The organism is Ornithinimicrobium sufpigmenti, assembly GCF_004322775.1.
In the GTDB taxonomy this organism is placed as follows: domain Bacteria; phylum Actinomycetota; class Actinomycetes; order Actinomycetales; family Dermatophilaceae; genus Ornithinicoccus; species Ornithinicoccus sufpigmenti.
In genome coordinates, this window is sequence record NZ_CP036403.1 from 3,857,480 (window position 1) to 3,884,301 (window position 26,822).

Here is a 26,822-nt window from a genome sequence, read left to right on the forward strand (position 1 = left end):
GGTCGGCCGGGCTAGCGCCTACGCTGGGCCCGTGCCTCCAGCCGACCGCGCCTTTGACGACGCCCACGGGTCCAGCCACAACGCGTCCAACCACAACGGCTCCAGCCACAACGCCGGCGGGACCCACGACCCCCAGGCCGCCGCCATCGCCGCCTTCTGGGCCGACGCCCGCATCCGGGCCCGGCTCAACCCGATCGAGGTCTACACCGGTCCCGGCATCAGCGACACGGTGCCGCCCCCGGCCTGGTCCTTCGGGGACGACCCGCGCCTGGCCGACGACCTGCTGGACATGGTGCTCAAGGGGCAGAAGACCGCCACTGCGAGCGCGTTGCGGGACTACGAGGAGGAGGCCCGCGAGCTGGCCCGGGCGCAGGACGACCTGCCGGGCGCCGCGGAGGGCGACCTGCTCGTCGACACCGACCTCGACCTGGCACTCCCGGAGCCTGGGCTGCTGTCCATCCTGCTCGACGGCTCGGGCCGGCCGAGAGCGCTGATCCGGACCACCGACGTGCAGGTTGTGCGCTTCGGCGACGTCACCGACGAGCACGCCCGGCGCGAGGGTGAGGGTGACAGCTCGCTCGCCCACTGGCGGCGCGCCCACCAGGAGTTCTTCCACCGCAGCTCGGCCACCGGCGAGCGCGTCGACGAGGACACCATGGTGGTGCTGGAGCGCTTCGAGGTGCTCGTGCCGGCCGAGGCACGCCGCGCGGCTCGCCGCAACGGCCTGGCCTGACCGCACGCCCTGCACGCGGACGTATCAAGAGCAGTCTCCCGCCACTCCTCACCACGCCGCCACCCGCACCTCCTCGCCACGCACCGACCTGGCGGCATACTCTGGGGTAACCGGACCGCATACCCCATCCCGGACGGGCACGCTGGCCGAAACGACCCTTGACGCGGCGTACCCTGGGGTGTGGGCAACGGTGCCTTCGTCCTGACCCACGACCGTTGTACCCCCGAGCGAGGCCCTCCTGTGACCGACACCTTCGAGACCATCCCCTCGTTCTCCGACGAGCTGCCCGCCGCCGAGCCCAACCGCCGCGGCCCGAGCTTCCCGGCCAGCCACGAGCTGGCGACCGGGCCGGTCAAGTCGCCGCCGGTGACCGTCGACGGCTTCGTGCAGGAGTTCCTCACCGAGCTCAACTACGGCCAGGGCGTCAAGCTCTCGCAGTCGACGATCAACGACCAGTACCTCGCGCTGGCGCGCACCGTGCGGTCCTACCTCATGGCCGCCTGGCTGGAGACCGGCCACCGGCGCCGCAAGAACCCGACCAAGATGGTCGCCTACCTCTCGGCGGAGTACCTGCTCGGGCGTCAGCTGGGCAATGCGCTGCTGTCCACCAACCTCATCTCGATCGCCGAGCAGGCCATGCACGAGTGCGGCATCGACATCGCCGAGCTGCGCGCCCAGGAGATCGAGCCCGGGCTCGGCAACGGCGGCCTGGGCCGGCTCGCGGCCTGCTTCGTCGACTCGCTGGCCACGATGGACGTGCCGACCATCGGCTACGGCATCCGCTACGAGTACGGCATCTTCCGGCAGTCCTTCGAGGACGGCCGCCAGGTCGAGCACCCGGACCCGTGGCTGCGGCTCGGCTCACCGTGGGAGTTCCCGCACCCCGAGCGGGCGGTCACCGTCGGCTTCGGCGGGACGACCGAGGAGTATGCCGACGAGCAGGGGCGGACCCGCTGCCGCTGGACCCCGGAGTGGCAGGTCCGCGGCGTGCCCTACCACTACATGGTCCCCGGCTACCGCAACGGCGTGGTCAACACCCTGCGGCTGTGGAGCTCGGAGGCGCACGAGGGCTTCGACCTGCAGGTCTTCAACTCCGGTGACTACGCCCGGGCCGCACGCGCCCAGACCTTCGCCGAGAACATCTCCAAGGTCCTCTACCCCGACGACTCCACCCCGCAGGGCAAGGAGCTGCGCCTGCAGCAGCAGTACTTCTTCGTCGCCTGCTCGCTGCACGACTTCATCGAGAACACCCTGCCGGGCGACTTCGACCTGCAGAACCTGCCCAAGCGGATCATCTTCCAGCTCAACGACACCCACCCGGTCATCGCGGTGCCCGAGCTGATGCGGCTCCTCGTCGACGAGAAGGGCTTCGACTGGGACGAGGCGTGGGCCATCACCCAGAAGTGCTTCGCCTACACCTGCCACACCCTGCTGCCCGAGGCGCTGGAGGTGTGGCCGGTGGAGCTGCTGGGCCGCATGCTGCCGCGGCACCTGGAGATCATCTACCGGATCAACGAGGAGTTCCTGGCGCAGGTGCGCGAGGCCTTCCCGGACGACGAGTGGCGGGTGCGCCGCATGTCGATCATCGCCGAGCACCCCCAGCGCTCGGTGCGGATGGCCTTCCTGGCGACCGTGGCCTCGGTCAAGGTGAACGGCGTGGCCGCCCTGCACTCCGAGCTGCTGCGGGACAACGTCCTGCCCGACTTCGCCGAGCTGTGGCCGGACAAGTTCACCAATGTCACCAACGGCATCACCCCGCGCCGGTTCGTCCGGCTCGCCAACCGCCGCCTGTCCGGTCTGATCACCGAGGCGCTGGGCACCGAGGAGTGGGTCACCGACCTCGACCTGCTGCGCGGCCTGGAGCCGCTGGCCGACGACGCCGGCTTCCGCCAGCAGTTCCGGGAGGTCAAGGCCGCCAACAAGGACCGCCTGGCCCAGGTGCTCCAGGGCCGCGACGGCCTGGTGCTGGAGCAGGACCACATGGTCGACGTCATGGTCAAGCGGCTGCACGAGTACAAGCGCCAGTCGCTGAAGCTGCTGCACGTCGTCTCGCTCTACGAGGGCGTGCGCTCCGGCCGCCTGTCGATCGACCAGGTCACCCCGCGCACCGTGCTCTTCGGCGCCAAGGCCGCCCCCGGCTACCACCTGGCCAAGGAGACCATCGCGCTGATCAACCACGTCGCCGCGGTCGTCAACGACGACCCGGTCATGCAGGGCCGGCTCAAGGTCCTCTTCCCGGCGAACTACAACGTCAACCTGGCCGAGAAGATCATCCCCGCCGCCGACCTGTCCGAGCAGATCTCGCTCGCCGGCAAGGAGGCGTCGGGCACCGGCAACATGAAGTTCGCGCTCAACGGGGCGCTGACGATCGGCACCGACGACGGCGCCAACGTGGAGATCCGCCAGCTGGTCGGCGACGACAACTTCTTCCTCTTCGGGCTCTCCGAGCCGGAGGTCGAGGCGCTGCGCAGGTCAGGCTACGTGCCCAGCAGCTACTACCAGCAGGACCCGGTGCTGCGCGCCACGCTGGACCTCATCGGCAGCGGCCACTTCACCAACGGCAGCCGGCACTCGGCCTCGGCGGTCGTGGACAACCTGCTGCACCACGACCCGTTCATGGCCCTGGCCGACTTCCAGGCCTACCTGGCCGCCCAGGACCGGGTGGAGGCGGCCTACGCCGACCAGGACGCGTGGAGCAGGATGGCGATCCTCAACGTCGCCCGCTGCGGGTTCTTCTCCTCCGACCGCTCGATGCGCGACTACCTCGACAAGATCTGGCACGCCTGACCCGACCGGCGACACGGTCTGCTCGCCACCGGCGACACGGTCTGCTCGCCACCGGCGACACGGTCTGCTCACGACCCCTTGTCTGGCAGACACGGGCACACCGGCCAGCCGTGTCCGGGTGGTACTCGGGGGGTGGAGCCCCCCGAGCGACCGCATACCCTGCCGCCATGGCGACCAACGCCCCAGCCGCCGCGCACGCGCTGGCCATCCTCACGCTGCTGGCCCGGCGGCCCACGCCGGTGTCGGCGGCGGCGATCGCCCGTGACCTCGGGCTGCCGCGCTCCTCGACCTACCACCTGCTGGCGGTCCTGGTCGAGCAGGGGTATGCCGTCCACCTGCCCGAGGAGCGGCGCTACGGGCTCGGGGTCGCGGCCTTCGAGCTGGGCTTCGCCTACACCCGGCAGGCGCCGCTGGAGCGGATCGCCCGGCCGCGGCTGTCCCGGCTGGCGGACGCGGCCGGCCACAGCGCGCACCTGGCCGTCCTGCACGGCCGGGACGTGCTCTACGTCGTCGAGGAACGGGTGGCCGGTCGGCCCTCGCTCGTCACCGACGTCGGGGTCCGGCTGCCCGCCTCGCTCACCGCGAGCGGGCTGGCGCTCCTCGCTGCCCTCCCACCCGCGCAGGTCAGGGCGCTGTTCCCCTCCGTGGACGCCTTCGTCCAGCGGCACGGGGTCGGGCCCACCTCGCTGTCGCAGCTGCGGCGGGAGCTGTCCGCCACCCGCCAGCGGGGGTATGCCGTGGAGGACGGCCAGGTGACGCCCGGCCTCGCCTCGGTCGGAGCCGCGGTGCTCGACCACACCGGGCACCCGGACGCTGCCGTGGCCGTCACCTATCCGCTCGAGGGTGTCGACGACGCAGCCCGCGCGCAGTTGGCCGTGCTCGTCCGCGCCTGCGCGGCCGAGATCTCGGTGCGGCTGGGGCACCGGGGCTGAGTCAGCCGTCGCGGCGGAAGTAGGCCAGGACGCCGCTGCGACGGGGCTCCGCAGGGGCTGCCTCCCCGGGCAGGTCGCCGCTGGCCCGCAGCCGCTCGACCAGCGCCTCGACCTCGGCCCGGTTGAGCTCAAGGTAGTCGTGCACCTGGTCCCAGTAGGGATCGCTCCCCGAGTCCTCCTCCGGCCTCAACGGCAGATCCGTCAACACCTGGAAGTCACGCTGGCCATCACGGTCTGCGACGAGGCGCAGCTCGCTCCAGTCCACGTCCTCCAGCGCCAGCTCCATGCGACGGAAGGCGTCGTACGCATCCATCGTGCTGCCGTACTCAGCCCGCGGTCCCGCGCCCTCGTGCACGACGATGCGGTGCACCGTCGTGGAGGAACCCGCCGGGCGGCCGTCCGGCTCTGCCAGCCGACCGGTCCAGGCCACGAGACGGATCCAGTCCGGCTGGGTCTTGGTGATCTCGTTGACGTATTCCTCGACGTCGGCGTCGTTGATCTCGGCCATCGGTGACACTCCTACTTGTTGTCGAAGACCCATTGTCTGGGGCGCCCGTCGATCCAGGCCTCGACGACGAACCGGTCGGGTCGGGTCGTGATGCCCTCGGGGTAGACCGTGCGCAGGTTGAAGCGGACCTCGCTACCTCCCTGCAGGGCACCGCGCAGCACATTCTCCATCCTGGCGTAGGCGCCCTGGTTGAGGTTGGCCAGGCCGTCGTCGATGGGCCGGCCGTTGCCGGGCAGCACGTTGAGCCGGTTGGTCGGCCCGCCGAGGGAGTCGGCGATGAGGTGGAAGCCGACGTCGCTGTCCAGGGCGTCCGGCCCGCGCCCGATCTCGCCCTGCAGCCGCGCGTCCCGGCCCCCGGGGTTCAGGCTCAGCTGACCACCGACCTCGGCGGTCCTGCCGGCCTCGTCGGTGCGCCAGAACATGTCGTTGTACTCGTAGCGGACATTGGGGTGGGCCCGGTTCGCCGCCGCGTTGAAGTCGGCCATGCTGTCGAACCGGAAGACCCCCGGGCCGATGTTGTCGCCCCGGGCCAGCAGCTGCACCGAGTCGTCCAGCTGGTTGAGCGGGACGTTGTCGAGGTTGCGCAGCACCGCCGCGGCCTCGTCGGCGGTGAGGACGCGCCGCCCCCACTTGCCCGCGGTCGCCGCCTGACCGCCCAGCGGGACCAGCGCCACCATGGACAGCGAGCCGTCGATGACATTGCCCTCGGCGAAGTACCAGACCGCGTTGACCCCGTCGGCCAGCTCACCGATCCCGGGGACCATGCCGAGGACGTCGAGCACGATGTGGCCGGCGCTGGACCACCACGGTGCGTCGTCCCGGCGGGAGGCGACCTCCTCCTTGAACGCCTCGGACGCCCAGTAGGCATCATCAGCCACCTGGGCGGAGTAGACCGAACCGCCCTCGTAGGGCGTGGCGGCCCCGAGGATCATCTCGCCGGCGGCCTGTCCGTCGTCGACGGGCCACCGGCGCTGGGAGATCAGGTAGTCCATGAAGGCGCTGACGGAGCGGTCCTCACCCTCAGCGGTCACCGTCGTCGTGCCGGACTCCTGGAAGATCCGCATCCCGGCCTCGGGGTTGCGCGCCGCGGCCTGCAGGACCAGTGCGAGCGGGTCGTAGGCCTGGGTGCCGTCCGGCAGCGTGGCGCCGAGGTAGGTGCCCATGGGGTAGGCGTCCATCTGCCACATACCCCTCATGCCCCGGTCGCCGGTCTCCAGGTCGTAGATCGCCTGCACCAGGCCCACCGTGAAGTCCGTGGACCAGGTGCCGCGGGAGACGACCGCCGCAAGGTTCGAGGCCTGGCCGGGGTTGTCCATCGCGGTGATGGCCTCGATCCAGCGCTGGTCCCAGCCGTGCGGGGGTGCGACGTCCCCGGTCCCGCGGGAGGCCAGCCCGAGGGTCTGCCCGAGGCCGTCGAGCAGCTCCTCGTAGTCGGTCTGCCAGCGCGCATGCTCCGCGGCCGGGTCAGTGCTGTGGGCCAGGTCCGGACGGATGGCTGCGTTGCGCAGGGTGCCCGCCAGCTGCTCCAGGTCGACCTGCCCGGCGAGGGCCTGGGCGAAGTAGGGGTCGTTGCGCCCCTCGCGCAGCAGGTCCAGGATCTCCTGCGGGATCTCACCCCCGCCCTCGTTCACGAAGTCGGCGACCCGCCGGGCGTCCGCCTCCACCTGGGCCCGGGACTTCGTCGACAGGTCGTTCTCGTCGAACTGCGCATAGAGCTGCTGGCCCGGCGTGGAGGCCTCGATCTGCAGGGCCATCGCGAGCCGCCGGTGCAGCCCCATGATCTCTCCGTCGGCCCAGCCGAGCACGGTGTCGACCGGCATCAGCGAGCCGGTGGGCAGCAGCACGTGCTGCAGCCGCCCGGACACCGCGGACCGGTCGCCGGCCAGGTCCAGACGCACCTGCTCGATGCCCGCGACCAGGTCGATGAAGCCGGGTATGTGGATGGAGCAGAGGGCCATCAGCGTGGCCCCATCCGCAGCCAGTTGACCCGCCAGTCGGTCGACTCCACCAGCTCGGGCTGCCGCGCGACCGCGTCGTCGAACTCGGCCAGCGCGTCCTCCCGGACACGGCCCAGCGTCCTGCGGTGCTCGGCCAGCGCGACCCCGAAGTCGTCGGCGGTGGTGCTCAGCCAGCACCCGCCCTCGAAGGCCCTGTGCGCCTTGTCAAGGGCCTCCTTGATCTCCTCGGCCGGTGGCGCCGCCGCCGCCCGGGCGCTGGTGATCGCCGACCGGTAGCTGTTGGGCACCATCGTGACCTCGTCCCCGCCTGCCATGCAGCCTCCTCCTCGTGCGCCCCGGTCAGCGCCCCGGCACTGGGCCGTGCTCGGCGATCCAGGTGTCCAGGTACTTCTCGAACCGGCCGAGGGACTCCTCGTCGGGGCGGCCCAGCGTGCGCGTGGGCGGGCCGTAGCCGAACCGCGTGCGGAAGGCCCCGTCCCGGTCCACCTCGAGATCCAGCACGGTCCAGCGCTCGCCGGCCTGCGCCATACCCTCGTTGAGCTCGGCGACGAGGTCGTAGAGCTGCTCGTCGAAGCCGAACTGGCCCGCGCCCCAGCGGTCACCCAGGTCCACGACCCCCAGGGTGACCCAGTTGAGGCTCACCTCGCCGTCGACGACCGTCGCCTCCCAGTTGCCCACCAGGCGGGCCCAGCCCTCCGGCGCGAGCTGGACGAACCGCTCCGCGATCGCCCGCACCTGCTCCTGCTGCGCGGTCGCCTCCATCGTTGCCCCTCCCAGGTCGAAGATGTCCTGCCCAGACCGGAGCCTAATGGGTCCGCACGACCAGCGCGGGCCGTCAGCCTCCGCTAACCTCGCCGAATGTATGCGCTGTGGGGCCTGGGTGGCATGGTCGGCCTGCTCGTGCTGGCCTGGCTGCTGTCGGAGAACCGCAGGGCGATCCGGTGGCGCACGGTGCTGGCGGCGCTGACGATCCAGGCCGGCTTCGGGGTGATCGTGCTCTACTGGCCGGCGGGGCAGCGGGCGCTCGAGTTCGCCTCCCGCGGGGTGCAGGCGATCATCGACTCCTCCGGCGCGGGCATCGACTTCGTCTTCGGCGGGGTGCTCGGCGGGGAGGGGGTCCAGTTCACCTTCGCCTTCCAGGTGCTGCCGGTCATCATCTTCTTCGGCTCCCTGACTGCCGTGCTCTACCACTTCGGGATCCTGCAGTTCGTCGTCGAGAAGCTGGGCGGGGCGCTGGGCTGGGCCCTGGGCACACGGCGGGCCGAGTCGGTCAACGCCGCGGCCAACGTCTTCGTCGGCCAGACCGAGGCGCCCCTGGTCATCCGGCCCTACCTCAAGGGTCTGACCCGCTCGGGGCTGTTCGCCGTCATGGTCGGCGGTCTGTCGACCGTGGCCGGGTCGGTGCTGGTGGGCTACTCCCTGCTGGGTGCGCCGCTGGAGTACCTCATCGCCGCCTCCTTCATGGCCGCGCCCGGCGCGCTGCTGATGGCCAAGATCGTTTTGCCGGAGCGGCTCGAGGACCGGGACTCCGACGACCCGGACTTCGCCGGCGCGAAGAAGCGCAGGGGACGCGGCGAACGGGCGAAGGTCGGGGCGGGAAAGGGGTCGGCCGCGGGCGGAGAGGGTGGGGCGAGTGCCGCAGGCGCGGGTGAGGCACCGCATACCTCGGAGGGAGACGACGACGACCTCCTTGAGGGGGACGAGCCGAGCGAGGAGGGACACCGCAACGTGATCGACGCGGCCGCCTCGGGCGCCGCGGACGGGCTGCGGCTGGCGCTGACCATCGGCGCGATGCTGCTGGCCTTCATCTCGCTGATCGCGCTGGTCAACCTCATCCTGGGGACGGTCGGGGGCTGGTTCGGCAACCCGGACCTGACCTTCGAGCAGATCCTGGGTTACGTCTTCGCGCCGATCATGACGATGATCGGTGTGCCCTGGTCCGAGGCGGCCGGCGCCGGGAGCTTCGTCGGGCAGAAGGTCGTGGTCAACGAGTTCGTGGCGTTCAGCAACTTCGCGCCGATCATCGAGGAGTTCAGCCCTCGCACCGGCGCGATCATCACGTTCGCCCTGACCGGCTTCGCCAACCTGGGCTCGCTCGGCATCCTGCTCGGCGGGCTGGGCGGTCTGGTCAAGGACCGTCGCGGCGAGATCGCCGAGCTCGGCCTGCGCGCCATCGCCGCCGCCACCCTGGCCAACCTGATGAGCGCCACGATCGCCGGCATCCTCATCAGCTGATGAGCGCCACGATCGCCGGCATCCTCATCAGCTGACCCCCCTCCCCCGACAGAACACGGGAAAAGGCCCGACAGAGCACGGCGAAGAGCCCAACAGAACACGCCGAAAGGCTCAACAGAACACGCCGAAGGGCCCATCAGGGGACAGGCAGCGGGCCTCCGGCGTGTCCTGTCGGGCCGTATCGCGTGCTCTGTGGGGCCATGTGACGTGTCCTGTCGGGCCGTATGGCGTGCTCTGTCGGGGGCGGCGTTAGGTTGGAGGCATGCGTGCGATCACCATCTCCGAGCCTGGCGAGGCCGACGCCCTCGTCATCGCTGACGTTCCTGCTCCCGAGCTCCGCCAGGGCGAGGTCCTGGTCGAGGTGGTCGCTGCGGGGGTGAACCGCGCGGACGTCATGCAGCGCAAGGGCTTCTACCCGCCGCCGCCCGGTGAGTCGGACCTGCCGGGGCTGGAGGTCAGCGGCCGGGTCGCCGAGCTCGGCCCGGGCACCGAGTCGTCCGGCTGGTCGGTCGGCGACGAGGTGTGCGCCCTGCTGTCCGGCGGCGGGTATGCCGAGTCGGTCGCCGTCCCCGTCGGTCAGCTCCTGCCGGTCCCCACCGGGGTCGAGCTCGCCGACGCCGCGGCGCTGCCGGAGGTGGTGTGCACGGTCTGGAGCAACCTGGTCATGGAAGCCGGTCTGCGCGAGGGTGAGACGGTGCTGCTGCACGGCGGGTCGAGCGGGATCGGCACGATGGCCATCCAGCTGGCCCGGGAGATCGGGGCCCGGGTGGCGGTCACGGCCGGGTCCGCCGACAAGCTCGCGGCCTGCCAGGAGCTGGGCGCGGACATCCTGGTCAACTACCGCGAGGAGGACTTCGTGGAGGTGGTCAAGGACGCCACGGACGGCCGAGGTGCGGACGTGATCCTCGACGTCGTCGGCGCGAAGTACCTGCCCCGCAACGTCAAGACGCTGGCGAAGGACGGCCGGCTGGTCGTCATCGGTCTGCTGGGTGGCCGTGCGGGCGAGCTGGACCTGGGCGCCCTGCTGACCAAGCGCGGCCGGGTCATCGCCACCTCGTTGCGATCCCGCTCGGTCGAGGCCAAGGCCGAGATCGTCGCCCAGGTGCGCGAGCACGTCTGGCCGATGATCGAGGACGGTCGGGTCCGGCCGCTCATCCAGTCGCGCCACCCCCTCGAGGACGCCGCCGAGGCGCACCGTGAGATGGAGGCCTCGGGCCACATCGGCAAGATTCTGCTGGACGTCAGCCAGCGCTGAGCGACCAGGCCGCACCCGGCTCGGCCCGCCCGACGTCAGTCAGAGCTGAGCAGCCGGCCCTCCCGCGGCTGCTCGTCCGCCGACCTCAACACGTCGAGGATCCCCCGGGTGTCACGGTCGGCCTTGCCCAGCTCCTTGCGTGAGGTCCAGCGGGCCTTCCGGGCTTCGGTCGACAGGTTCAGCTCCGGCCGGCGCTCCAGCCGGACCCGGAAGACCACGTCGATGCCCCGCTCCTGGGGGTCGAAGCGCACCGTGACCGGCTCCCCGGGGTCGATGTCGAGCCCGACCTCCTCGCGCACCTCGCGGCGGACAGCCTCCTCCGGCGACTCACCGCGGCCCAGCAACCCACCGGGCAGGCTCCACCCGCGCCGGTGCGGCTGCCACAGCACGAGGAAATCCTCCTCGTGCTCGATGACGCATACCGCGCCCACCCGGTAGGTCGGCGCGACCGTCCGGACCGCGGCCCGCTTGAGCGGCCCAGGGGTCACCCGGAAGGCGACCAGCGCAGCGGTGCTCAGCTTGCGCCGCACGGTGGACAGGTCCATACGCCCAGCCAACCACACCGGTCCGTGCCCGGAGCCGCGAGACCGCGGGGCCACACCCTGTCGCCGGTCGGGGGTGGGGTGGTCCGTCAGCCGAGGGCCCGGGCTGCGGCCCGGCCCGCGGCGCGGCCGGAGAACAGGCAGCCGCCGAGGAAGGTGCCCTCCAGCGACCGGTAGCCGTGCACACCGCCCCCGCCGAACCCGGCGACCTCGCCCGCGGCATACAGACCGGGAATCGGCTGACCGGCAGCATCCAGGGCCCGGCTGTCGAGGTCGGTCTGCACGCCGCCGAGGGTCTTGCGGGTGAGCACGCGCAGCCGCAGCGCGACGAGCGGGCCGTGGCCGGGGTCGAGGAAACGGTGCGGCGCCGCGGTCCGGATCAGCCTGTCGCCCAGCGAGCGGCGGGCAGCACGGACGAGCGCGACCTGGACGTCCTTGCCGTACGGGTTGTCCAGCTCGCGGTCGCGCGCCTGCACCAGCTCGCGCACCGCGACGGGGTCGAGCAGGTCCTCGCCGACCAGGGCGTTCATCTTCGCGACCAGCTGCTCGACGGTCGGCGCCTGCACCACGTCCGCGCCGTGCTCCACGAAGGCCTGCAGCGGGCCCGGGACGTCGGTGGTGACCCGCCCCAGCACCTGTCGCACGCTACGGCCGGTCAGGTCGGGGTTCTGCTCGGAGCCGGACAGCGCGTACTCCTTCCCCAGCACCGTGTGCGACGCCACGAACCAGCTGTGGTCGTGCTCGGGCGCGCTGCGTCGCAGGTGCGCCAGGGTGCCCAGGGTGTCAAAACCCGGCAGGTATGGCGCGGGCAGCCGTTGCCCCGTCGCGTCCAGCCACAGGGAGCTGGGCCCGGGCAGGATGCGGATGCCGTGGCCGGGCCACACCGGCGAGTGGTTGGGCAGGCCCTCGACGTAGTGCCACATCCGATCCCGGTTGACCAGCCGCGCCCCGGCACCGACCAGCGGCTCCAGCATCGAGCCGTCGACGTAGGCCGGGACGCCGGTGACCATGTGCCGCGGGGGTGTGCCCAGCCGCTCGGGCCAGAACTGCCGGACCAGCTCCTCGTTGGCACCGATGCCGCCGCTGGTGACGATCACCGCCTGGGCCACGAGCTCCACCTGGCCGACCACCTCGCGGGAGGACGGCATACCTCGATCCACCGGGTCGTGGGCGAGCACCTCGCAGCGCACGCCGGTGACCGCGCCGTCCGTGGTGACCAGCTCGGTCACCCGGTGCCGGCCGCGCAGCTGCACCAGCCCCGACTCCACGCCGGCGCGCACCTCGCGTTCGAACGGCTCGACGAGGCCGGGACCGGTGCCCCAGGTGATGTGGAAGCGCGGGACCGAGTTGCCGTGGCCGGTCGCCGTGCCGTCACCGCGCTCGGCCCAGCCCACGACGGGGAAGAACCGGACGCCCTTGTCGTGCAGCCACGCCCGCTTCTCCCCCGCGGCCCAGGCGACGTAGGCCTGCGCCCAGCGCCTCCCCCAGTGGTCCTCGCCGAGGCCGGCGCTGCTGAGGGCCGCCTCGTCCGGCTCAGGCTCGGCGGTGGTCCGGTCGAAGCCCGCGCTGCCCTGCCAGTCCGACCACGCCAGCTCCGGCGAGTCGTGGATGCGCATCCGCCGCTGCTCGGGGCTGTCGACGAGGAAGAGCCCGCCGAAGCTCCAGTACGCCTGACCCCCGAGGTGCTCCGTCGACTCCTGGTCGACCAGCAGCACGCGCTTCCCGGCGGCCACCAGCTCGCTGGTCGCGACCAGCCCCGCCAGCCCGGCACCCACCACGACCACGTCGGCCCGCGTCCGGCCACCCTGCTCGTCCATGGAGGGAGGCTAGCGCGAGCCGCGCACGTGGCTCGCTGCATGCCCGTCGGTCGCAGGGGTTACCCTGACGCTGCGATGAGCACCCGTGAGCGCATCCCTGCCAGCGTCGTCACCGGGCTGCGACGCGGCGTCGTCGTGGCTCTCCTCACCGTGGTCGCTTTCCTCGGCGGGGTCACCGCGACGCACTTCTTCCCGGTGCACACGCAGACCGACTACTTCGCCGCCCAGCTCTCCGTCCAGCCACGCCTCGACTCCACGGTCCTGCTGCCGACCGCGCTGGGGGACATGGAGGTCACCTTCGACGGCTCGCTGCCCGCGCCCGGCCTCGTCGGTCAGGTGCAGATCCGGGAGAGCGTCACCGAGCTGCTGCGGCAGGGGCAGCTGCGCACCGCCGACCTGCAGCCGACGCAGGAGGAGCTGCGGGGTGCCATCGACCTCGCCGTGCAGGAGGTCGCGTGGAAGTTCGCGCTCGGCGCGCTGATCACCACCGTCCTGGTCCTGTTCACGTATGCCGTCTCCCGCCCGGCGCGCCTGGCGCGGGCCCTGGTGTCCTCCGCGGTGGCCACTGCGCTGGCGCTGCTCCTGCCCGGCGCGACGGCATACCTGACCTACCGGACCGACAACGTGCAGGAGTTCCGCACGACGAGCCTGCTGTCGCTGGTGGAGAGCAACACCGACATCCTGGCCGGGCTGGACCGCAAGGCCGACCAGGGCGCGGTCTACGTCACCAACCTGCTGGCGCTGTCCTCGGCGATGCGGGCGGAGTTCAGCCCGGCCGCGATGGAGGAGCCGACGGTGCGGCTGCTGCTGGTCAGCGACCTGCACGGGATGAACCACTACCCCTTGATGCGCGAGATCGTGCAGACGCAGCAGATCGACGCGGTTATCGACGCCGGTGACCTGGTCAACTTCGGCACGCCCGAGGAGGGCAACCTCACCGGGATCTACGACGGCATCGAGAGCCTCGGCGTGCCGTACATCTTCGTGCGCGGCAACCACGACGCCGTCTCGGCCACCGACGAGCGGCTGCTGCGCCGCCTGAGCCAGGTGCCCAACGTGGTGCTGGCCGAGCCGACCCCGGGCGAGCTGCAGCTGATCACCGTGGGCGGGGTGCAGATCAGCGGGTTCAACGACACGCGCTACTTCAACCAGCGCAGCGACGACTTCGGCGCCGACCAGGCAGACCTGGCCGCGGCCTACCGGGAGCGGGTGGAGGGCCTGCCGCCGACCGACATCATCCTGACCCACCAGCCGTACGCCGCGACCCGGGTGGATCCTCGGGCGGTGACGATCAGCGGCCACATGCACGCCGCGGGCCTGGACGGCGCGAACATCCAGGTGGGGTCGTTCACCGGTGGCGGGCTGGTCAACCAGTTCCGGCTGCCGCCGCTGACGGAGGAGGCGCGGGAGGCGGCCGAGGAGGACCCCGACACCGCGGGCGAGCTCCAGGGTGCGCCCCAAGGGTTCGACATCCTCACCTTCAGCGAGGACTGCTCGGTCGGGACGCTGACCCGCTACAGCTACCGCAACCTCGTCTCCGGGCGGCCCCAGTTCGACGACGTCAGCATGGTCAACGGGCGCACCATCGAGGCCTCACCACCCCAGGAGGGCCGGGTGTGCTCGGCCGAGCTCGGGGTGACCGTCGGCCCGATCGAGGACATGGCCCTTCTCCTGGAGGAGAGCACCGCCGAGGAGCCGGAGTCGACGACGATCGAGGTGACGCCGCCCGACGACGCCGTGGTGACCACGCTGCCTCCGCTGCGGCTGCCGGAGATCGACGAGTCCGAGGTCACCGAGGCGCCGACGCCCTGATCGAGGCGGGCCATCCGGGGACCGATCTCCGTCTCACCTACCCTTTTCGTGCTTCGCGCGCGAAACATCCGTGCACTCAGCACGAGAACGGCAGACAAGTAGGCATACAGCTCACGGCGGGTGGCAGCCGCGTCCTCAGTGGCCGACCGGCCAGGTCTGCAGCACCTCGTAGCGGGGAGTGCCACGGGGACCCTGTCCCAGGTGCGACCGGATGAGGCACACCTCGTCCGCGGTCCACGCGTCGGTATGCAGCGTGTCCAGGGCCTGCACCAGGTGGCCGGCGGGCCCGGGGCGGCCGGCGACCCGGGCGACGGTGACATGCGGGCTGAACCGCGTGCCGTCCACACGGGCGCCCGCCCTGCTGGCCAGGGCGCGCGTCGCCGCGGCCCAGGCGCGAAGGCCCGACTGCCCCCGCTCGTCCGACTCCTCCAACTTCTCCGACTCCGCAGGCCCCGTCGCTTCCCCAGAGTTCTCGGACTCCCCAGACTTCTCGGACTCCTCAGGCTCCGTCGGCTCCTCCCGGACGGCCGCCCACAGCACCCTGGCGGCGCCGGGGTCCGGGAAGGCGCCGGCCCCCGCCAGGCGCAGGGTCAGCGGGGTGGCGCGGGCGGCCCACCGCATACCCTCCTCCTCCAGCGACTCCTCGCGCCACTCGTCCAGCTCTGGCAGGAAAGCCAGGGTGAGATGGAAGTGCTCCGGACGCGTCCAGCGCCAGCGGGGGTAGGTGTCGGCGGCCGCGAGGGCGTCGCGACGCGGCTCCAGGAAGCTGGTCAGCTGGTCGATCACCTCGGGTGGGGGCAGGACGGCCACGAAAGCGCGCATACTTCTAGTGTCGCGCCGAGCCACGCCCAGTGCCGACCCGGCGTCGATGCCAACCCACGCCCAGTGCCGACCCGGCCTCGACGGGTACGTCCGCGTCGAGGGTGCCTCCGCGTCGAGGAGCACGTCGCCCAAGGGGCTCGGGCGCTCGCATCCGCCGGCCGGAGCGCCCAGGCGGGTGTGCGAGGCTGGAGCGGTGAGTACCCCGACCGGAGCCCGCCAGCCTGCCAACGACTCCAGGGCCGCCTCGATCGCCTGGGCCGTGGCCGCGATCGTCGTGGCGCTGGTCATCGCCTTCATCGCCTGGCTGGCGATGGGGGACGGCGGGTCCGACACCGCCGGCGACGCCCCCGCCGCGACGCAGGAGGCGCAGCCGGAGCAGAGCGAAGACCAGGCTGGCGCGGCGGGCGACCCGGCCCAGGGCCAGGGCCAGGAGGGCGCCGACGCCGGTGACCCGGCGCAGCCACCCGCGCAGGCTCCGGCCCCCGACGCGGTGGAGCAGACCCCGCCGCCGGAGATCGAGGAGTTCATGCTGGGGCTGCAGCGCCGGGACGCCGACGACCCGATGGCGGTCGGGGCCGTCGACGCGCCGGTGGTGATGATCGAGTACGCCGACTACCGCTGCCCGTACTGCGCCCAGTTCGCCACGCAGACGCGCCCCGACCTGGACCCGCTGGTCGAGGAGGGGACGCTGCGCATCGAGTTCCGTGACCTCGTCCTCTTCGAGGAGGCCTCGCAGCTGGCGGCGGTCGCAGCCCGCGCCGCGGCCGAGCAGGACCACCTGCACGACTACCAGACGGCCCTGTTCGCGCTCTCCGCCGAGGGCCAGGCGGAGTACGGCCGCGACGACGTCATCGCGCTCGCGGAGGAGGTCGGCGTGCCCGACCTGGAGGCCTTCGAGACCGCGCTGGACGACCCCGAGATCCTGGCCGCGGTGCAGGCCGACACCGCCGAGGCGCGCTCCATCGGCGTCACCTCCACCCCGACCTTCCTCATCAACACCCAGGTCGTGCAGGGTGCCTACCCGATCCAGCACTTCGAGCAGGTCATCGCGGCCGAGGCCGAGCGGGCGGCGCAGAGCACCCAGTAGGTTGGCGCCATGAGCCTGTTCGCGGTCCACTACAGCTACTCCGACGACACCCGGGCGCGTGACGAGCACCGCCCTGCCCACCGGGAGTTCCTCGGCTCCCTCGCGCGGGAGGGCGTCGTGCTCCTCTCCGGCCCCTACGCCGACGTCGACGAGGCCCCGGACGCCGCCATGCTCATCCTCCGCGGCGACAGCGCCACCGAGCTGGTCGAGCTGCTGCGGGAGGACCCCTTCCAGCAGCAGGGCCTGGTCGAGCAGGTCGCGATCCGCGAGTGGACCCCCGTGCTGGGCCACTGGTTCGACCAGGCTCTGGCCGACGAGCTCTGACCTGCGCTGGGCCTGGGCCTCGGGTCGTGCCGGGCTATGTAACCGAGAATCGCCGAGCCGTACGGCCCCGATGTCGCCGAGCCACGCGGCCCAGAGTCGTCGAATGACGTGCCTGTGCACGCCGTAGCCCCGGATAGCGTGCACAGCCGCAGCACTCGGTGAGTGCCCATCGCTCGTGGTCGCCGTGACCACGGCCCGTTGTCACTGCATGCCTAGATTGCTAGCATTCTAGGTATGGTCGAGAAAGCCCAGTTCAACGTCTACCTACCTCGCGAGCTCATCACGGCGGTCAAGCACCGTGGGGTCGACGAGGGCGTCAGTCTCTCTGCTCTGGTCGAGCGGGCCCTGCGGGAGTACCTCGCCACCGCAACCCACAACGACCGCGTCCTGGGCTCGACCCCGACCTCGACCACCAGGACGACCGCGAACACTCCGCACCCGGCAACCACGACCATCACCAGCGCGACCGCCACGACCAGCAAGGAGCAGTGACATGCGCACCCTCACCGGCCCCACCCCCCGCCCCATCCGCTTCACCGCGGACATCCCTGGCTGGCAGCTGATCTTGAAGACTCTCGGCGGCACGCTCATCAGCGAGCATCCAGGCTGGCTCGTCTACCAGCTGGGCGGGGGCCGGGTCGCGCTGCATGCCGCCAGCGAGGATCAGCCAGCAGGCTTCACCACGCTTGCCGTCGAGGATCCGACCGAGCTCACCAAGGCGGTCCAGGCCGCGGCCGCCAGAGGCGTGCCGGTCACCCTGGAGGAGAGTGATCACGGCCCGGCCGGGGTCGTCCGGGCCGGTGACGGCACCTTCCTCTGGCTCGACCGCCCGACGCCGGTCGAAGTGGGCACGGGGGCCGCCGAGCGACCCGAGCTCACCACCCTCCAGATCTGGTACGGCCAGGACGCCGGCCTCATCCGGGGCGTTCTCGAGGGCCTCGGCGCGACACCCCGCCTCGTCGGGGACAACGGCACCTGGACGGACCTTGTCTACCCCGGCGGAGGGCTGGCCGCCGTCCACGCCGCTGACGAGACCGGCACCGAACTGTCCTTCGAGTGGGACGGCGACGTCGAGGAGGCCCAGCAGCTGCTGACTGCGGAGGGCATCGACTGCCTCCTGATCGACGAGACCTACAGCCGCACGCTCCAGGTCGCCGACCCCGACGGAGGCAAGCGGATCTGGATCAACGAGCGGCAGACCGACCTCTACGGTTACACGGACCTCTCGTCGGGCCCCGTCGCCGCCGACGCCTGACCAGCCGGGGCGGCGGGCACAGGAACCCCAGACCTCAGAGCCTGGTCCAGGTCGGTCCACAGGTCCTCGACGTCCTCGATGCCGACGGAGAGCCGGATGAGGTCGACGGGCACGGTGGGCACCTCCAGGGGGTGCCGTCGGCGGCGCTCGATCTGCGACTCGACCCCGCCCAGCGACGTCGAGTGCGTCCACAGCCGGGTCCGGGCGCAGACCGCCTCGGCCGTCTCCTCGCTGCCCACCTCGATCGACAGCATCGCCCCGAACCCGGGATAGCGCACGCGACCGACCGCGGGGTGCTCGCCCAACCGTTCCGCGATCTCCCGCGCCGACGCGGTGGCGCGCTCCAGCCGCACCGACAGGGTGCGGATGCCACGCAGCACCAGCCAGGCCTCCATGGGACCGGGGATCGCGCCGTGCAGGGTCCGGTGGGTATGCAGCCGCGCGGCCAGGTCCGCCCGCTGCGGGCTGACGACGACGGCGCCGAGGAGCACGTCGGAGTGGCCGGCGAGGTACTTGGTCGCCGAGTGCACGACCGCGTCCGCACCCCAGGACAGCGGCTGCTGGACGAGCGGGGTGGCGAAGGTGTTGTCGCACACGACCACCGGACGCCGATCGCCATACCGCTCCGCGAGCTCCCGCAGGACGGCGGGCACGTCGGTCACCTCCATCATCGGGTTGGTGGGGCTCTCCAGGAGCAGCAGGTCAGCGCCCGCGCACGCGGTCACGATGGCCTCGACGTCGTCGGCCGGCACCGTCCGCACGGTCAGCGCACCTGCGGCGGACCGCTCACCGAGGATGCCGGTAGTGCCGTTGTAGGCGTGCTGCGGGGCGACCACGACGCCGCCGATCGGGACGAGGGAGATCACCGCGGACACCGCGGCCAGGCCGGAGCCGAAAACCCGGGCCGAGCCACCCTCCAGCGACCCCAGCACCTCCTCGAGGGCCTCCCAGGTCGGGTTGGAGGTGCGCGCATAGTTGATCTCGCCGTCCGCGACGTAGGTCGAGGTGAACGCCACCGGCACGTTGACGGGGGCACCGGGCGCCCGCTCCGGTCGCCCGAGCGCCACCGCCCTGGTCGCGGCGGTCAGCTGCTCGTGGTCGGTGGCGTTGGTCATGCCTCATCCTCCATCGCGGCGCCCGAGCCGTCGGCAGGACCCCCGTCACCGGTCGGCCGGGCCGCCTGCCGCTCCCGGTATGCCGCAGCCGCCATCCGGTTGCCGCAGGTGGTGCCGCAGTAGCGCCGGGACCGGTTGCGGGACAGGTCCACGTGCACGTCGCGGCAGTCGTCGGCCTCGCACACGCGCAGCCGCCGCAGCTCGTTGGCCCGCAGCACGTCACCGAAGGCCATCGCCGCCTCGACCGCCATCCGGGAGGCGAGCGGGGCGTCGTCCGGGGTGGCGTGCAGGTGCCAGCCCAGGTCGTCGTGGTTGACCAGCCGCGGCAGGGCCTGGGCCTCGGCGAGCAGCGTGTTGACCAGCTCGGCCACCCCTTCTTCATCCGCCTCCCAGAAGGTCGCGAGCCGGGGCCGCAGGGCGCGCACCTCGTCGAGCTCGGCCCGGTCCCGGGTGCGACGCCCGGTCCAGCGCCACCGGCGGACGAAGTCCTCCAGGTCGCTCACCGTGGCCAGCTCGTCCACGTCCCCCTCGCGACGCACGCCCGTGTTCACCAGGGCCGCGGCACCCTGGAGCGCCAGCGCTGTGTCATGAGTGAAATGCATCTTGACTCCTGAGCCGTGGCTCGCTTATCGTCATATGTGTCAACGGCTGACACCCATGATCCCACGTCGGGCCGTTGAGCGAGCCCGCCTTCGAGAGGAGGGCCGCATGAGCGCGACCTCGACCACCCCGCCGCCCACCGGCACCTCCGCCGACCTCGTCGACCGCGGCGGCCGCGGCGGCCGGGCCAGCCTCACCCCCCGCCGCAGCCCCCGCCGCGTGTTCTGGGTCGGTCTGCTGGTCGCGGTGCTGTCGGCGTCCATGTTCGGCACCTCCGGCGCCGTGGCCAAGAGCCTGCTCGTGGAGGGCTGGTCCCCCGGCGCGGCCGTCACCGTGCGGATCGCGGTCGGCGCCCTGCTCCTGGCACCGCTGGCGGTGTGGGAGATGCGCGGACGCTGGCACCTGCTGCGCAGCCGGCTGACCTGGACCCATCTGGGGCTCTTCGGCCTGCTCGCGGTGGCGGGCTGCCAGCTGTTCTACTTCCTCGCCGTCGAGCGGCTCTCGGTGGGCGTGGCGCTGATGCTCGAGTACCTCGGCCCCATCCTCGTCGTGGGCTGGCTCTGGCTGGCCCGTGGCCAGCGGCCCCGTCCCCTGACGGTCGGCGGCATCGCGGTGGCCCTCGTCGGGCTGCTGCTGGTCCTCGACGTCCTGGGCGACGTGCAGCTCAGCACGGTCGGGGTGCTCTGGGGCCTGGCCGCCGCGTTCGGCCTGGCGGTCTTCTTCGTCGTCGGGGCGGACGACGCCTCCGGGCTGCCGCCTCTGGCCTTCGCCTGCTTCGGTATGACGCTCGGCGTGCTCGCCCTCCTGGTCGCCGGGCTGGCCGGCGTGGTGCCGATGACCTGGGACACCGGCCCGGCCGCCCTCGCCGGGGTGACCGTGCCCTGGTGGGTGCCCGTGCTCTGGCTAGGTGTCGTCGCCGCGGGGGTGGCCTACGCGACCGGCATCTTCGCGGCCCGGGCGCTGGGCGCGAAGGTGAGCTCGTTCGTCGGGCTCACCGAGGTGATGTTCGCCGTGCTGTGGGCCTGGGTCCTGCTCGCCGAGCTGCCCGCCCCGGTCCAGCTGGCCGGTGGCCTGCTGATCCTGGCCGGAGTGGTCTGCGTCAAGCTCGACGAGCCGGCCCAGGGCGCCCACGCCGAGACGGGCCCGATGGAGGTCGAGCCCATCCCCGACCGGTCCTGAGACCGGGGTCAGGACGCGCTGGCGCGACGGACGAAGTCGGTGATCCCCTCCGCCTCCTCGATCCGGGTGGCCTCCCCGACGTAGGGCATGTGGCCGGTCTCGAAGTAGGCGTGCTCGATGCGGTCGAGGGCCTGCTCGGGCACCCGCAGGTGGGCGACCATGTCCTCGGCCGCGCCGTAGGGGGTCGCCAGGTCGTAGTAGCCGTACTCGATCCGGACCCGCAGGTGCGGGTTGGCGCGCAGCACCCGCTCCAGCCGATCGGTGACGTTGATCGGCCTGGCCTCGAACTCGCTGTAGGACCAGTGCTGGATCGCGTCGGAGAAGACGGCGTAGGGCAGGTCGAGGTCGGAGCTCAGCTCGCCGCGCAGGTAGTGGTGGATGGCCGCGGCGTACGGGCCCATGATCATGTCGATGGAGGGGTCGGCGTCCATCCCCTCGGCGATCCCGGAGTGCAGGACACCGGTGATCCGCCCGTCGATCCGGCCGACCGTGCGCCCCTCCGAGCGGAGCAGCTCGGTGCAGAAGCGCCAGTGCTCGGGCCGCAGGTCGCTGCGGTCCAGGTAGTCCTCGGACAGGCCGGTCAACCGGGCCAGGGTGGCCAGCACCTCCGCCCGCTCCTCGGCGGCCAGCCGGTGACCCCGGCCGAGCGCCCACCGGTAGGTGGTGCCGGCATACTCCTCGGCCTCGGCGAGGACCTCGCGCAGGGACCGGCCGGAGTGCTTGCCGTGGTAGTGCGCGATGGCGGCGTAGGTGGGCAGGAACGACTGGCACGCCTCGTCGTGGCGCAGGTAGCGGAAGTCCTGGGCGCCGAAGTCGAGGACGCTGGAGATGAGGACCAGGCCGTTGAGCTGCATACCGAACGTGCTGAAGAGACGCTCGGCTACGGCGACGGCCCGGGTCGTGCCGTAGGACTCGCCGGCGATGAACTTGGGGCTCATCCACCGGTCCTCGCGCGTGCACCACAGCCGGATCAGCTCGGTGACCTGCTCCACGTCCTTGCCGAAACCGTGGTAGTCCTTAGCCTTGCCGCCCTCGACCACGCGGGACTGGCCGGTGGACATCGGGTCGATGAAGACGAGGTCCGTGGCCCGCAGCGGGGTGTGCGGGTTGTCCAGCAGCGCGTACGGCGGCGGCGTCGGCGCGTCCGCCTCCCCCGCGTCGACGATGCGCGGCCCCATGACGCCCAGGTGCAGCCACACCGAGCTCGAGCCCGGCCCGCCGTTGAAGACGAAGGTGATCGGGCGCGACCGCCGGTCGACCTCGTCGGTGTCGAGGGTGTATGCCGTGACCGCCAGCTCGGCGCGCGGCTTCCACCCCTCGAAGACGTCGTCCTTGAACTCCTCCTCGCGCAGGACGACCCGCCCGGTGCGGGCGGTGTAGGACAGCTCGCCCTCGGTGGTCTGCACGGTGTGCCGGGTCTCGACCAGCAGGTCCCGCGGCTCCGGCCGCTCCGGGGAGCTCGCGGCGCGGTCGGAGGTGGGGGTGGGCTGGTCGGCGCTGACACTCATGGGCGCGACCCTATGACACCGACGGTGCCCCGCCGACCTGGTGGTCGACGGGGCACCGTGTGTGAGCGTGTGATCGTGTGCGCTCAGTCGGTCAGTCCTGACCGCGCAGGTCCTCCAGCTCCTCGATCACCTTGTCCGAGACCGCGGTGGTCCCACCGAGCACGACGGCGCGGTCGGGGTCCAGACGCGTGATGGCCTGGACGATCGCACCGGGCAGACCACCCTGACGGGTGATCAGCAGCGGCTCGTGGTCCGCACCAGCCTTCGCGCCACCAGCCAGGGCGTCCGGCCAGTTCTGACCCGAGGCCACATACACGGTCTCCGCGGACGCGACCTCAGCGAACAGGCGAGCCGAGGTGACCCACCGGTTCAGGCCACCAGTACGCGTGGTCGGAGCCCACTCCCGCAGCTCGTTGACCACGTCCTGGTCCACCGCGCCCTCACCACCGAGCACCGTGATCGACCCCGGCTCCAACGCGTCCAGCGCAGCAGCGGTCGCCGACGGGATCTCCGTACGACGCACCAGCAGCACCGGAGAGTCCAGGGCACCAGCACGAGCCGCCGCGGACAACGCGTCCGGGTAGTCCACACCAGTGGCCACGAACACCCGCTCCACGTCCTGACCCGCGAACTGGGCCGCCACCGCCGCAGCAGTGCCGTACCGGTTCGTGCCCGAGACCCGCTCCACCGGCGCACCGGTCAACGCAGCAGCCTCAGCCAGCACCGCATCCGCCACCGCGCCGTCACCACCCAGCACCACGACCCGCTCCGGCGCCAGACGCACCAGCTCGGCCTTGGTCGAGTTCGGCAACGCACCCGGACGGGTCAACAGCACCGGAGCCTCCAACGACCCAGCCAGAGCCGAACCGGTCAACGCGTCCGGGTAGTCCCCGCCCGTAGCCAGGAACACCACCTCAGCACCGGCCGCGTACGTGCCCGACACCGCCGCAGCCGTGCCGTACCGGTTCGTGCCAGAGAGGCGCTCGACCTCGATCGGCGCGATCTGGACGGACATTGTGACCGGGACGGTCACCAGCGGCTCGTCGGCGTCGTCGGACTCGATGCACAGCTGCGCCGTGTAGGTGCCCTCGTCCAGGCCGGTGGCGTCGAGGGAGACCTCGACGCTCGTGCTCTCACCGGGAGCGGTGGTGCCGCTCGCCGGCTCGACGTTCAGCCAGTCGGCACCGCAGGACTGCGTGCCGCCCAGGGTGAAGGCCAGCGCATCCCACTGCACGCCCAGGTCACTGAGCGGGCTCCAGCTCGTGGCACCGGCGTTGAACAGGTTGTTCGGGTCGACCAGGTGGGCGGACTCACCCGCGCCCTGGCCGGCCTGCAGCCAGTTCCACCGGTTGTTCCCCGTGGTGTTGATCGACGGGTAGACCGACAGCCAGTAGGTGCCGGCCTCGAGCTCCAGCCCCTCGGCCCCGGCCGCGGCCAGGTCCAGGGTGATGTGGTTGTTGGTGATGTCGACACCGGCGGCCGTGGGGGCGGCGTCGAAGGCCCACACCGCGTCGTCCCCATCCTGGGGGTGGGACGCGGGCACACCCTCTGCGTCGGCGTAGATGCGCCAGCTCAGTTCTGTGGCGTTGGTCAGCGAGCCGGCGGTCCAGAAACCGGGCGTGTAGATCGTGCTGACCTCGGCGTCGCTGTCGATGACGAAGTCGTCGGCGGAGTAGACGCCGGCGCTCAGCGAGGTGAAGTAGTCGCTGACGATGCCACCCGTGCCGACCTGGGTCTGCTCGTAGACGACAGTGTCGGCGTCCTCGTCCAGCACCTCCCAGGTCAGCGTGCCGCCACCCTCGTTGCCGATGGTCAGCTCGTGGGTGGTCACCGTGTCCGGAGCCTGGGTGTCCTCGATCTCCGCCGGGTCGACGGTGATGTCGGGAATACCTGCGGTGCCCTTCAGGGCCACCGGGAGAGAGGCGTCGGCGATGTCCTCGCCGGTGCTGTGCGTCGCGTCGGTGGAGAAGGTGACCTCGCCGAACGCCCAGGCGCCGGCCGTCTCGACCGTGGTCGCCGTGATGACGACCTCCTGCGACGCGCCCTCGGCCAGGGTGAACTCGGCCGGGGAGACCTGCAGGGTCAGACCCTCGGCACCCGCGGTGGTGGCGGTGTAGGTCGCCTCGCCGTCGGCCACGTTGGTGACCGTCCGGGTCCAGCTGCACACGCCGGGGCAGGCGTGCTTGACCATGGCCGGCAGGTTCAGCGTCGCCGGGTCACCGCCGATGGCGGGGTTGGCGGCGATCATGGCCTCGATGGACTCGTCCATGACGAGGCCGACGCGGCTGGCGTTGTAGAGGTTGATCCGGCCCGAGCCGATGTCGAAGGGGTCGGCCGCGGTGGCGGCGTCCTCCTTGAGGATGTCGGAGTCGGCCGTCAGCGCCAGCGCCGAGCGGATCTCGGTCGGGGTGAGGTCCGGGTACACGGCCCGCATGAGGGCCGTGGCCCCGGCGGCGTGCGGCGAGGACATCGAGGTGCCGCCGAGGACGGCATACACGTCGGTGTTCTCACCCTGCGGCGCGGCGGCCGCGAGGATGTTCACACCGGGGGCGGCGTAGGTCGGGGCCAGCATGTCGTACTGGCTCGGACCGCGGGAGCTGAAGCCCGCGACGATGTCGGTCCACTCCTCGTCCTCGAAGATCTCCGCCTCGGCGGAGATGGTGCCGTAGACCTCCTCGTCGGTGCTCTCGAAGAAGTCCAGCAGCGCCTGCGAGGACTCGCCCGGGATCATCACCGTGGGGATGGTGGTGTCCTCCAGTCCGCCCGGGGCGCTCGGCGGTCCGCCGACGTTGTTGCCCATCAGGACACCGATCGCACCGGCGGCCTGGGCGTTCTCCACCTTCACCGGGAAGGTGCAGTCACCGCGCTCGACGAAGGCGATCGCACCGTCCATCGAGCCCGGCTCGAGCGCGGTGCAGGCGCGGAAGTTGTCCTGGTCCGCGGCGGAGCGGATCTCGCCGCTCAGGTCCTCGTCCAGTCCCGGGCCGGAGCCGGGGAAGCCCGGCATCTCGGTCAGCTCGGACGGCACCGGGTCCGGTCCGGTGACCGCGACGTTCTGGGCGAAGACCCGGTGGTGGGTCGTCGCGGCCGTGCCGGCCATCCAGGGGCCGGTCTTGGCGACGGTGCTGGCGCCCGGGCCGTCGTTGCCCGCGGAGGCGACGACGTTGATCCCGGCGGCCGCGGCGTCGCGGAAGGCCAGGTCGACCCCGTCGTTCCAGGGGAAGTCGCTGCCGGAGATGGAGTAGTTCAGCACGTCCACGCCGTCGTCGATCGCGTGGTCGACGGCGGCGATGGTCGAGGAGCCGGGGCAGCCCGGGGCGCACACCAGGTAGGAGATGGCGTTGGCGCGGGGGGCGACACCCTGGACCATGCGCTCGATCACGGTGCCGCCGATGTTCACGTCGGCCTCGTGCCGGTTGCCGGCGATGGTGGAGCCGACGTGGCTGCCGTGGTCGTCGGTGTCGACGGCGCTCGGGGAGGCGGGGTTCAGGTTGTAGGCCCCGATGAGCTTGTCGTTGCAGATGTCCTCGTACCCGCCCGCGGACGGGTCGGCGCAGACACCCAGGTAGACACCCTCGCCGAGGGGGTTGGTGTGGGTGTAGCCCTCACCGTCGGTCTCGGCGAACGAGGGGTGGTAGGGGTTCACGCCGGAGTCGATGAAGCCGACGATGACGCCCTCGCCAGAGGTCTCGGCACCCGTGCCGGTGTCGCCCTCCCAGACGGCGTCGGACAGGATCACCTCGTGGCTGACGTCGGTGTCCAGCTCCCGCTCGATGTCGGGGTAGACCTCCAGGACACCGGGCAGCTCGCGAAGCTGCGCGGCCTCGGCCTCGGAGATCTCCACGGCCATGCCGTTGAGGACGTTGAGGTAGGTGAACTCCACGTTGACGTCGCGACCGAGGGTCGCGTCGATGGTGTCGACGAGCTCGGCGTGCTTGGCCTCCAGCTGGGCCTCGAAGCTGGCGATCTGGGCGTCGGAGGCGGTGCCACGCGCCTCGAGGGTGGCGGTGTAGGCGGCGACGGAGGGGCCGGCGAGCCGGACGATCCACAGACCCGTGTCGCTCGGCACCCCTTCCCAGTCGCTGGAGGGTGCGGCCTCGGGGGCCGACCCCATGTATTCGTCCGTGAGGGAAGGCTCACCGTCGGCTGGCGAGCCGGGTGAGATGGGTAGTGCGGTTGCCGGCGTCAGACCGGCAGCCACCAGGGCCAGACCCGCGAGCGCACTCGCTGCACGGGTCGACCGGCGCCTGTTCAGGGCCATTCGGGATTCTCCGTTCGATGGGACCAAGGCGCTCCGGACGGGCCAGGGGTGGACCCACGGCGCACCATGTTGCGGGCCGGCTCGCACCGGCC

The 26,822-nt window shown here is 71.7% G+C and carries 22 protein-coding genes; 11 read left to right on the forward strand and 11 right to left on the reverse strand.

What is annotated here, in order from left to right; genetic code table 11:
- Window positions 1–31 precede the first annotated feature (31 nt).
- From ESZ52_RS17695 to ESZ52_RS17705, 3 genes are all read left to right on the forward strand, one after another.
- Window positions 32–733, forward strand: coding sequence for an ASCH domain-containing protein (locus ESZ52_RS17695; protein WP_238154368.1), 702 nt, complete (start codon window positions 32–34; stop codon window positions 731–733).
- Window positions 734–1,069: 336 nt separating this feature from the next.
- On the forward strand, window positions 1,070–3,520 hold the full coding sequence (locus ESZ52_RS17700; protein WP_238154391.1) for a glycogen/starch/alpha-glucan phosphorylase: 2,451 nt from the start codon (window positions 1,070–1,072) through the stop codon (window positions 3,518–3,520).
- A 167-nt stretch (window positions 3,521–3,687) separates the two neighbouring features.
- Complete coding sequence (locus tag ESZ52_RS17705) at window positions 3,688–4,452, forward strand: IclR family transcriptional regulator (protein ID WP_131106089.1); 765 nt, start codon at window positions 3,688–3,690, stop codon at window positions 4,450–4,452.
- A gap of 1 nt (window position 4,453) precedes the next feature.
- On the opposite strand, the gene ESZ52_RS17710 is transcribed toward ESZ52_RS17705, so the two are convergent.
- From ESZ52_RS17710 to ESZ52_RS17725, 4 genes are read right to left on the reverse strand one after another with little or no spacing between them, the layout of a single operon-like run.
- Window positions 4,454–4,960 carry a hypothetical protein gene (locus tag ESZ52_RS17710; protein WP_131106090.1) on the reverse strand — a complete coding sequence of 169 codons (507 nt, stop codon included), beginning with the start codon at window positions 4,958–4,960 and terminating at the stop codon, window positions 4,454–4,456.
- A gap of 11 nt (window positions 4,961–4,971) precedes the next feature.
- Entirely contained in the window at window positions 4,972–6,918 is a 1,947-nt protein-coding gene (locus ESZ52_RS17715) for a DNA/RNA non-specific endonuclease (protein WP_131106091.1), read from the reverse strand.
- Window positions 6,918–7,232 carry a hypothetical protein gene (locus ESZ52_RS17720; RefSeq protein ID WP_131106092.1) on the reverse strand — a complete coding sequence of 105 codons (315 nt, stop codon included), beginning with the start codon at window positions 7,230–7,232 and terminating at the stop codon, window positions 6,918–6,920. Before ESZ52_RS17720 ends, ESZ52_RS17715 begins: the two co-directional genes overlap by 1 nt.
- A gap of 25 nt (window positions 7,233–7,257) precedes the next feature.
- Window positions 7,258–7,680: a hypothetical protein gene (locus ESZ52_RS17725; protein ID WP_131106093.1), complete on the reverse strand. Its 423-nt coding sequence runs from the start codon at window positions 7,678–7,680 to the stop codon at window positions 7,258–7,260.
- A 96-nt stretch (window positions 7,681–7,776) separates the two neighbouring features.
- On the opposite strand from ESZ52_RS17725, the gene ESZ52_RS17730 reads away from it, so the two are divergent.
- Both ESZ52_RS17730 and ESZ52_RS17735 read left to right on the forward strand, forming a co-directional pair.
- Window positions 7,777–9,153 (forward strand): NupC/NupG family nucleoside CNT transporter, encoded by a 1,377-nt coding sequence (locus tag ESZ52_RS17730; RefSeq protein WP_131106094.1) that lies wholly within the window; start codon window positions 7,777–7,779, stop codon window positions 9,151–9,153.
- Window positions 9,154–9,415: 262 nt separating this feature from the next.
- Window positions 9,416–10,408, forward strand: a complete 993-nt coding sequence (locus ESZ52_RS17735) for an NAD(P)H-quinone oxidoreductase (RefSeq protein ID WP_131106095.1) — start codon at window positions 9,416–9,418, stop codon at window positions 10,406–10,408.
- 35 nt (window positions 10,409–10,443) lie between these two features.
- On the opposite strand, the gene ESZ52_RS17740 is transcribed toward ESZ52_RS17735, so the two are convergent.
- Together ESZ52_RS17740 and ESZ52_RS17745 are read right to left on the reverse strand one after the other, a co-directional pair.
- Window positions 10,444–10,953 (reverse strand): NUDIX hydrolase, encoded by a 510-nt coding sequence (locus tag ESZ52_RS17740; protein ID WP_131106096.1) that lies wholly within the window; start codon window positions 10,951–10,953, stop codon window positions 10,444–10,446.
- Between the two features lie 86 nt (window positions 10,954–11,039).
- The gene (locus tag ESZ52_RS17745) at window positions 11,040–12,767 is read right to left on the reverse strand and encodes an FAD-binding dehydrogenase (RefSeq protein WP_131106097.1); all 1,728 of its coding nucleotides are present in this window, start codon (window positions 12,765–12,767) and stop codon (window positions 11,040–11,042) included.
- Between the two features lie 75 nt (window positions 12,768–12,842).
- Between ESZ52_RS17745 and ESZ52_RS17750 the strand changes: the two genes are divergently transcribed.
- Window positions 12,843–14,579 carry a metallophosphoesterase family protein gene (locus tag ESZ52_RS17750; RefSeq protein WP_181009841.1) on the forward strand — a complete coding sequence of 579 codons (1,737 nt, stop codon included), beginning with the start codon at window positions 12,843–12,845 and terminating at the stop codon, window positions 14,577–14,579.
- Between the two features lie 135 nt (window positions 14,580–14,714).
- Here ESZ52_RS17750 and ESZ52_RS17755 read toward each other — a convergent pair whose 3' ends face one another.
- The gene (locus ESZ52_RS17755; RefSeq protein ID WP_131106099.1) at window positions 14,715–15,401 is read right to left on the reverse strand and encodes a 2'-5' RNA ligase family protein; all 687 of its coding nucleotides are present in this window, start codon (window positions 15,399–15,401) and stop codon (window positions 14,715–14,717) included.
- A gap of 193 nt (window positions 15,402–15,594) precedes the next feature.
- On the opposite strand from ESZ52_RS17755, the gene ESZ52_RS17760 reads away from it, so the two are divergent.
- The 4 genes from ESZ52_RS17760 (at window position 15,595) to ESZ52_RS19395 (ending at window position 18,067) form a co-directional block, all read left to right on the forward strand.
- Window positions 15,595–16,488 carry a DsbA family protein gene (locus ESZ52_RS17760; RefSeq protein ID WP_131106100.1) on the forward strand — a complete coding sequence of 298 codons (894 nt, stop codon included), beginning with the start codon at window positions 15,595–15,597 and terminating at the stop codon, window positions 16,486–16,488.
- Window positions 16,489–16,497: 9 nt separating this feature from the next.
- Window positions 16,498–16,812 (forward strand): YciI family protein, encoded by a 315-nt coding sequence (locus ESZ52_RS17765; protein ID WP_131106101.1) that lies wholly within the window; start codon window positions 16,498–16,500, stop codon window positions 16,810–16,812.
- A 234-nt stretch (window positions 16,813–17,046) separates the two neighbouring features.
- Complete coding sequence (locus tag ESZ52_RS17770) at window positions 17,047–17,304, forward strand: ribbon-helix-helix domain-containing protein (protein WP_131106102.1); 258 nt, start codon at window positions 17,047–17,049, stop codon at window positions 17,302–17,304.
- Window position 17,305: 1 nt separating this feature from the next.
- Window positions 17,306–18,067 (forward strand): hypothetical protein, encoded by a 762-nt coding sequence (locus tag ESZ52_RS19395; RefSeq protein WP_181009842.1) that lies wholly within the window; start codon window positions 17,306–17,308, stop codon window positions 18,065–18,067.
- Here the strand turns inward: ESZ52_RS19395 and ESZ52_RS17775 are convergent.
- Both ESZ52_RS17775 and ESZ52_RS17780 read right to left on the reverse strand, forming a co-directional pair.
- Complete coding sequence (locus ESZ52_RS17775; protein ID WP_131106103.1) at window positions 18,025–19,182, reverse strand: trans-sulfuration enzyme family protein; 1,158 nt, start codon at window positions 19,180–19,182, stop codon at window positions 18,025–18,027. The two genes, ESZ52_RS19395 and ESZ52_RS17775, sit on opposite strands and share 43 nt — an antisense overlap.
- Window positions 19,179–19,784: a CGNR zinc finger domain-containing protein gene (locus ESZ52_RS17780; protein WP_131106104.1), complete on the reverse strand. Its 606-nt coding sequence runs from the start codon at window positions 19,782–19,784 to the stop codon at window positions 19,179–19,181. The genes ESZ52_RS17775 and ESZ52_RS17780 overlap by 4 nt, the downstream gene beginning before the upstream one ends.
- A gap of 106 nt (window positions 19,785–19,890) precedes the next feature.
- On the opposite strand from ESZ52_RS17780, the gene ESZ52_RS17785 reads away from it, so the two are divergent.
- Window positions 19,891–20,961 (forward strand): EamA family transporter, encoded by a 1,071-nt coding sequence (locus tag ESZ52_RS17785; RefSeq protein ID WP_131106105.1) that lies wholly within the window; start codon window positions 19,891–19,893, stop codon window positions 20,959–20,961.
- Between the two features lie 8 nt (window positions 20,962–20,969).
- Here the strand turns inward: ESZ52_RS17785 and ESZ52_RS17790 are convergent, their stop codons facing one another.
- Window positions 20,970–22,469, reverse strand: a complete 1,500-nt coding sequence (locus tag ESZ52_RS17790; RefSeq protein WP_131106106.1) for a S10 family peptidase — start codon at window positions 22,467–22,469, stop codon at window positions 20,970–20,972.
- Window positions 22,470–22,560: 91 nt separating this feature from the next.
- A complete protein-coding gene (locus ESZ52_RS17795; RefSeq protein WP_181009843.1) occupies window positions 22,561–26,583 on the reverse strand; it encodes a cell wall-binding repeat-containing protein in 4,023 nt (1,340 codons plus the stop codon).
- Window positions 26,584–26,822 lie beyond the last annotated feature (239 nt).